This is a genomic window from Phormidesmis sp. 146-20 (genome assembly GCF_052939475.1).
The window spans coordinates 1-6,682 of the sequence record NZ_JBJPHT010000099.1 but is presented as its reverse complement, the minus strand read 5'-3'; the positions used below and the strand labels follow the sequence as shown (position 1 = coordinate 6,682).

Annotated in this window: 8 protein-coding genes and 1 pseudogene; 4 read left to right on the top strand and 5 right to left on the bottom strand. The window is 47.2% G+C overall.

The features are described from left to right. The first annotated feature begins 424 nt into the window (after positions 1–424). Entirely contained in the window at positions 425–1,825 is a 1,401-nt protein-coding gene (locus tag ACKFKH_RS33190) for an ATP-binding protein (protein WP_446862666.1), read from the top strand. A gap of 518 nt (positions 1,826–2,343) precedes the next feature. Beyond that, the gene (locus ACKFKH_RS33185) at positions 2,344–2,841 is read left to right on the top strand and encodes a helix-turn-helix transcriptional regulator (RefSeq protein WP_446862665.1); all 498 of its coding nucleotides are present in this window, start codon (positions 2,344–2,346) and stop codon (positions 2,839–2,841) included. Positions 2,842–2,917: 76 nt separating this feature from the next. Here ACKFKH_RS33185 and ACKFKH_RS33180 read toward each other — a convergent pair whose 3' ends face one another. From ACKFKH_RS33180 to ACKFKH_RS33160, 5 genes and pseudogenes are all read right to left on the bottom strand, one after another. Next, a complete protein-coding gene (locus ACKFKH_RS33180; RefSeq protein ID WP_446862664.1) occupies positions 2,918–3,499 on the bottom strand; it encodes a Uma2 family endonuclease in 582 nt (193 codons plus the stop codon). Between the two features lie 65 nt (positions 3,500–3,564). Next, positions 3,565–4,359 (bottom strand): Uma2 family endonuclease, encoded by a 795-nt coding sequence (locus ACKFKH_RS33175; protein ID WP_446862663.1) that lies wholly within the window; start codon positions 4,357–4,359, stop codon positions 3,565–3,567. A gap of 156 nt (positions 4,360–4,515) precedes the next feature. Continuing rightward, positions 4,516–4,833, bottom strand: a pseudogene (vapC, locus tag ACKFKH_RS33170) (type II toxin-antitoxin system VapC family toxin); the annotation flags it as partial. A gap of 71 nt (positions 4,834–4,904) precedes the next feature. Next, positions 4,905–5,099 (bottom strand): type II toxin-antitoxin system VapB family antitoxin, encoded by a 195-nt coding sequence (locus ACKFKH_RS33165; protein WP_446862662.1) that lies wholly within the window; start codon positions 5,097–5,099, stop codon positions 4,905–4,907. 425 nt (positions 5,100–5,524) lie between these two features. Further along, complete coding sequence (locus ACKFKH_RS33160; protein ID WP_446862668.1) at positions 5,525–5,656, bottom strand: hypothetical protein; 132 nt, start codon at positions 5,654–5,656, stop codon at positions 5,525–5,527. Between ACKFKH_RS33160 and ACKFKH_RS33155 the strand changes: the two genes are divergently transcribed. Beyond that, on the top strand, positions 5,632–6,099 hold the full coding sequence (locus ACKFKH_RS33155; protein WP_446862667.1) for a hypothetical protein: 468 nt from the start codon (positions 5,632–5,634) through the stop codon (positions 6,097–6,099). The two genes, ACKFKH_RS33160 and ACKFKH_RS33155, sit on opposite strands and share 25 nt — an antisense overlap. A 281-nt stretch (positions 6,100–6,380) precedes the next feature. After that, a complete protein-coding gene (locus ACKFKH_RS33150) occupies positions 6,381–6,605 on the top strand; it encodes a hypothetical protein (protein ID WP_446862661.1) in 225 nt (74 codons plus the stop codon). The last annotated feature ends 77 nt before the right edge of the window (positions 6,606–6,682 follow it).

Below are 6,682 nucleotides of genomic sequence, written 5' to 3'. Positions count from 1 at the left end.
TAGGTTCATGACTTCACTCTACCTCTTTTACTTCTACGATAGGAGATCTTGGTAATGACAAGCAACTTTGGGGGATTTAGGGGGCGAAGGATCTCAGCAATGACCGATCGATCGACTTGTGTGTACACGGCAGACTTACAGGCTGGGGGCGGGTAGACATGATAAACGATACTTTTCAAACATCTTCTGAGGGGCTTTCGGATCATTCTCGTTCAAAGTCCTTCACGGTTGGGAATTGGGGGGCTGAGTGGATTAATCACCATAGCGAAAGATTTCATCGAATCTACGTTGTTTTAATCAATGTTCAATAGTTAATGTCAAACGTTCAGTGTCGTACGTCTGACCTCTCGCAACTGAGCAAACTGAGAGAAATTTGGGCAGTGTAGAGTCAGAAAAAGCCTAGAAAGCGAGATGGGTGCTTTTGATGTTTTCTGATATCGTCACCGAGTTTCACGCAGAATTAACCCCGCCCGTTTTGTCTCAAGGAAAAACGGATGCCCTCCAATTAGAATCAACGCTACAAGAACTGCCGCTCTATAACTTTCAGGTAGATTTGCGCTGTTTGGGCAGTCAAGTTGCTCAAGTGTTTCAGCAATATCCACTGTTGCCGGGTGTGATTTTGACCCGCGAAAATCAGTTTGTCGGCATGGTTTCTCGTCAGTGTCTATTGGAGTATTTGCTGCGCCCTCATGGGATAGAACTGTTTCTCCACAAGCCGTTGGGAGTTTTGCACAGCTACACCCAGACCAAAAATCTCATCCTCAGTGGAGACACCCCGATTTTACTTGGCGCACAACAAGCCCTGCGACGATCGCCCGATCTGCTCCGTGACCCGATCGTGCTACAACTCGAACCCGGAGTCTACCGCCTATTAGACACTCACGAACTCAACATTGCCTACTGGCACATTCGCGGCATCGAAACTCAAGTCAGATACGAACGGCTACAAGTTGAAATGCTGCAAAGCGACAAAATGGCCAGTCTGGGGCGACTTGTTGATGGCGTGGCTCACGAAATCTTAGATCCTGTCAGTTTTATCTGGGGAAATCTCAGCCACCTTGGAGACTACAGCCGCAATTTGTTAGCGCTAATCACCGCTTTTGAAAAGCACTTTCCTCAACAGCCGCGAGAAATTCAAACCCTCAAAGCGACGATCGAACTCGACTACATTCAAGAAGATCTACCCAAAACGTTAGACAGCATTAAAACTGGAGCAGAGCGGCTTTCAAAACTGGCAAACGGGCTACAAAACTTTTGTCATATTGATGAAGTTTATCCCAAACCTGCCAACATTCACGCCTGTTTAGATAGCGTCTTGTTACTGTTGAGAAGTCGATTGACCAGTGAAATTCAAATTCATAAAAACTACGGTCATTTGCCGCCTGTCCCCTGCTTTATCGGACAACTGAGCCAGGTTTTTATGAATATTTTGAGTCGAGCGATCGACCTTCTACTTAATCAGGCAATCAGCGATCGCTTAGGCACCGAATTACAGTTACCCAGTGGTCGATTGCTCACGACTTCTACTTCTCCTCAGATTACGATCACGACAGATGTCTGCTCGATCGAAGGCAGCGGAATGCGTTGGGTCTCGATTCGCATTGGAGACAATGGCGCACAAATGACCGCCGAAACTCAGCGACAGTTAATGGATGCCATTCAAACCGAATCGACCACTCCCAAAGAAACCAGCCTCACCACCAGCTACCGCATCATCACCGCAAAACACGGCGGCAAGTTTCGAGTCTATTCCTGTATCAATCCGACCGAGGAGACGAAATTAGCGATCGGCACCGAGTTTGAAATTCTCTTACCCCTCGCTTGAGAATTGAAACGTAACCAAACATGAATTCTGTTTCAAAGTCCCCCAGAATTGGGCGGTTGGGCAAAAGTGCTAAATAACGAAGCGAATAACTTTGTCGAATTGATGTCAAGTACTTCTGTAATTACTCTATTCGTCTGTTTTGACAACGATGTAAATAGACGTGAATTCGAGCAATGAGAGTTTTTCGCTTCGGTGTTTACAGCTTCTGCCCCCCACCCCCCCAACTTTGGGTGACTTTCAGACAAGATGTTTGATTCAAAGTCCCTCACTCGTGGGGGATTTAGGGGGCTGCCTGGATTGACAACCGCAGCGAAAGGTTCCGTCGAACTTACATTAAATAGAGCATTGCAAGGGAGCGATCGCCCAGCCATTCTGAGTCATCGGATGAAAACATTTGAATCTGCTGTCAATCAATGTGTTGAAACCCCTGCTTGACTGACAAAACTGATTGAGCTTAAAACGGAAGCTAGGAGGGAAGCGGAACATCGTTTATGCTGGACAGTTAAGTTGAGTTTTTGTTGGAATTGAAGAGAGTCGATCGCTTGCTCCATCAACTTGGATTAGCACTCAAGGCAGATCTGGAGGTTGATGGCATTGGAGACGGTTTTTATGCTGATTCGTTAGCAACGGCGTTCTCTGCTCAATTGCTAAAGCATTATGCCACTCGCAAGCATGTCTTCCGATCGTATGACGATGGATTGCCCAAAGATAAGTTGAATGTGGCGATCGCCTATATTAACGAACACTCAGGCAAGAAGCTATTGCTGGAAGACATGGCGGGTAATCTGCACATCAGCCAGTACCATTTCTGTCGGATGTTCAAGCGATCAACTGGCCTGAGTCCCCATTGCTACCTGATGCAACAACGGGTGGAACAGGCAAAACAACTCTTGAGGAAACCAGAACTTACAGTGACAGATATCGCGCTAGAGTGCGAATTCAATAACCAGAGCCACCTTGCCAGATACTTTCGTTGCTACACCAAGGTTTCACCAACGCAATTTCGCAAAATGTAGTGCGTCATCCTTTCCAACTCGCTTGGTAGGGCGATCGCACCTCTCGCGAATTGAACCTTTTAATTGCGATCGTCCGTTACTCACTTGCGCCTGCTTGTAGCACCTGTTCTGGAGTCAGATCTAAGTTTGGAAGGGTGGAAGAAATGAGACGATCGTTTCCCTTAAAAACCGCTTCCTCATACAATCCTGCAACCAGCGTCAGAACTGTAATCTGTGCCTGCTGCGGATCGACAATCCAGTATTCTGCAATGCTGCGTGCTGCATATTCGGAACGCTTGTAACGGTAATCTCGCGCTTCGTTAGTCGTGCCAGGAGAAACGATTTCGACCACGAGGGCAGGCGGTGGCATATCCGGCATCACAACGCTGCGCTTTGCTCCAGTCAGGGCTGCCACAAGGTCTTCGGTTAGCACCATCAGGTCAGGAATCCGCGTCGTGGTTCGATAGCCATTGACCACAACCTCAGTGCCCCGTCGCAGGAGCTTGGGGTTGACGAATTGACCGATTGCAAAGAGTAGGATTATCGCGATCTCATTGTTTAAGTCGCTTTCAGAAGGCACTTCAGCTAACTCCCCGTTTACTAATTCATAGCGAGTATCTGTTCCGTCGTCATAGTCCAGATATTCTTCTAAGGTCATGCGGCGCGTAGTGGTTGTCATGGCGATTTTTCCTGGTGATGTACAAGCGATCGCTGGCTTAAGCTGAGTGCAATCCCCACAAATTGCTAAATCAAATCTGGGTCAACCCCCAGTTCTCTCAACCGTTCAGCCAACCTAGCGGCTTTTGCCTCTGCGACGATCGCCCGTTCGCTACCCGTCAGAAGTAAATCGCCCTGCAAATTCCACCAGCGCAACCAGCGTTGATTTTGATTCTGATAAGCGCCTTCCCATACACCAATTTCTATTTCCATTGGCGCGATCGGGTAATGTCCACGATCGTTTGCAGTCATTTGTTGATATTGCCCACCTACCAGTTCATACATCGCCAACTCACCGCTGTTGATCAAGAAGATGCCGTAGAAAGGAATCCGTACAATTCGCTCATAGACCCAAAATTTGCCAGGTCTGATGATTCCACTGTCTTCAGAATAGGAAAGCGGGGTTTGGTCGTGTTCTTCGCTGCCATCGCCAGAGGCAAATTCTAGCGCGATCGTCGGGGCAATAAACTCTCGCCACAACACATACGATCGCCGAATTTCCCCTTTCAGTCTGGGCGGAACGTTGGGCACATAAAACCAGTCCGGTGCTTCTGCTCCTTTTTCAGGTGGCTCCGTTTCGCGCCAGTAGATGCCGCAGTCTTGCCCGAACAGCTTCGCTGCGCCGGAGGCGTTCGCATATTGCCCGTCTGGATGAATTCGCTCCAGAGTTGTAGCGATCGAGTCCGTCAAGATTAAAGATTGGGGATGCTCCTGAAAATTCTTTGCAAACGAACCATCCGACTCTGGGAGTTGTGTGTGGTCGGGAAACTGGGGCGGCAGATCATTGGGAGCCGCTGTTGTCTGAGTTAGGGTTTCAGCCATTCACATTTCACCCCATTTAATCTGGCTTTAGCATAGCGCAACGTCACCCTTGCTTTTGATCGCGTCTGCTGCTCTCAGGTGGTTTAAACGATCGACAACAATTTCGTCAGATTTAGCAACATTGTGTTGGGCGATTTAAGCCATCCTGCCAAGGGTTTAGAGGACTGCATTCAAGCCGAGATGCTGGACAAAAGGCATAAAGTCTCTATCTGAAAACAATAGAGTGTGGTTTTCTGCAATACAAAACGTAGCAATCACAACATCGATCGTTTTCCGAATCGTAATCCCTCGTTTTCTCAAAGTGCGGAAGTGGTCAGCGCTCTGGATCGCCAACTCTGTGTTGAGCAAATTAAAAACGGTTAGAGAGGTGAGTAGCTGTTTGGCTGTGGTGTAATCTGCATCATGCCGAAAGCCCTGCAAGACCCCAACCAAAATCAAATCACCCACGGCTAAGGGTTGTGTGCCTAGCAATTGATCGAGTCGATCGACCTATGGTGTCGTTTGACCGTTGAAGTAATCGATCCACACACTGGAATCTACCAAAATCATTCGTTCGTTCTCAGGGTTTCCAGATCGCCGTCCCACGGTAGCTGACCCCGAAAGGAGCGGATAGCTTCCTGCCGCTTGATCTGAATCAGGGTTTTCAGGGCGAGTTCGATAACTTCCTGTTGAGCCGTTAACCCAGTCGCTTTGAGGGCATCTGCAACTAAAGCATCATCAATCTCTACACTAGTTTTCATGACTTTAGCTGAATGGGAATTTGTCTGGATTATTTCATTATATCGCTGTGAAAATCATGAGCTAGGTAGGTGTAAGTAAACAGATTGCGAAACAATTTCGCTGAAAATAGCAAGATTGTGTCTGGCGATCGCAAGAAAATATGCGACTTCAATTATCAATATTGCTAGAATCGTTTCTGGAAGTTGTAGATAGCTTCTACAAGCTTCTCACATAGCTGCTAGGAGTCATATGCTTACCAAGCTTCTTTTCGCTTCTACCTGTGCGCTGGCAAGCTCATGCTTTTTCAGTCAAAGAGCGTTAGCTCAAGTTCAATGGAGATGTTCTACAGCCGGACTCAATCAAGCCTACGGTAGTACTCAACAAGAGGCTTACAACAATAGTCTTTCTATATGTGCAAGGAACTCCCCTCCAGCAGCGGGTGTCCCTAGCCCATGCCAACCGCAAAATGTTGTTTGTAATCAGACTGGACTTTTTCCGGCTCAACCACCGCCACCTCGACCACAACCGCAACCACCGCAACCACCTCAGGCAATACGAGTAGTCCCACTAAAGTCATATTGGAGTTCTCAACGGAAAGACCATTTCACTCTTGCTACTCAGGAAAGCGAGAGTGCTGCTGTTGCAGCAGGGTATAAATTTGTTCGAGTGGAAGCTTGCATTTTCCAAACTCAACAACCTGGAACAGTTCCCTTAAAGTCATACTACAGTCCTCAACGGCAAGAACACTTTACCACTAGTACTCAGGAAGGTGAGAGCAGTGCTGTTGCATCTGGATATAGGTTTGTCCGAGTTGAGGGATACGTCTATCCTTCGTTTGATCCAAACAAAATCACATTGGGTTTAGATCTGTACTGGAATGCTCAAAGAAGTGACAACTTTACTCTTATGAGATGGAGTGAAAGTGCCTCAAGCGCTAAACAAGCAGGATACATCTACGTTAGGACTGAAGGATGGACTGATTATCATGATTTTAAGGAATGTAGGGGCACTGGTCGCTAAACATCTTGATTGGCTTTAACTGGAAGAGGCGATCGCTCCACAGCTTTTGAAACACCAAGGCGCGATCGTTCTTTCATTATTAAACTAGGCGATCGCACCTCAATTGTCTAATTACCATCAGCGATCGCTCCACACCTTTTGAAACACAAAGGGGCGATCGTTCTTTCATTGTTGAATTGAGCGATCGCGGTTCTGTTTGAATAATCTAGATGCAGAAAGCGCGATCGCTAACAACAAACATTATGATGGGAGTGACCTTCTTCACTCACTTGTCCAAATCTATGGCGGATGCCCTACGAAACTCTCGACTTCAGCAAGCGATCGAGGTTGCAGAAGCTCTATCGCTAGAAGAGCGTCAACTGTTGCTGGAGATTTTAGCGAAACGGCTGCGGCGACAACAGAGTCAACAACTGCTAGAAGAAATTCAAGAAGTTCGCCAAGATGTTGCAGAAGGTCGCATTCAGTACGGCTCTGTAAAAGACTTTCTAGCGGAGCTAGATGCTTGAGACAAATTGCCTGGAGTCCAATCTGGGTATGTCAATAGTTTTGTGTCAAAGGTGAAAAGTTAGAGGGGAAATCGGTC

What these genes read in the sequence shown, in the direction of transcription:
- ACKFKH_RS33190 (WP_446862666.1), top strand. Translation starts at nt 425, where the DNA reads ATGTTTTCTGATATCGTCACCGAGTTTCACGCAGAATTAACCCCGCCC.
- ACKFKH_RS33180 (WP_446862664.1), bottom strand. Translation starts at nt 3,499, where the DNA reads ATGACAACCACTACGCGCCGCATGACCTTAGAAGAATATCTGGACTAT.
- ACKFKH_RS33175 (WP_446862663.1), bottom strand. Translation starts at nt 4,359, where the DNA reads ATGGCTGAAACCCTAACTCAGACAACAGCGGCTCCCAATGATCTGCCG.
- ACKFKH_RS33165 (WP_446862662.1), bottom strand. Translation starts at nt 5,099, where the DNA reads ATGAAAACTAGTGTAGAGATTGATGATGCTTTAGTTGCAGATGCCCTC.
- ACKFKH_RS33160 (WP_446862668.1), bottom strand. Translation starts at nt 5,656, where the DNA reads ATGACTTTAGTGGGACTACTCGTATTGCCTGAGGTGGTTGCGGTGGTT.
- ACKFKH_RS33150 (WP_446862661.1), top strand. Translation starts at nt 6,381, where the DNA reads ATGGCGGATGCCCTACGAAACTCTCGACTTCAGCAAGCGATCGAGGTT.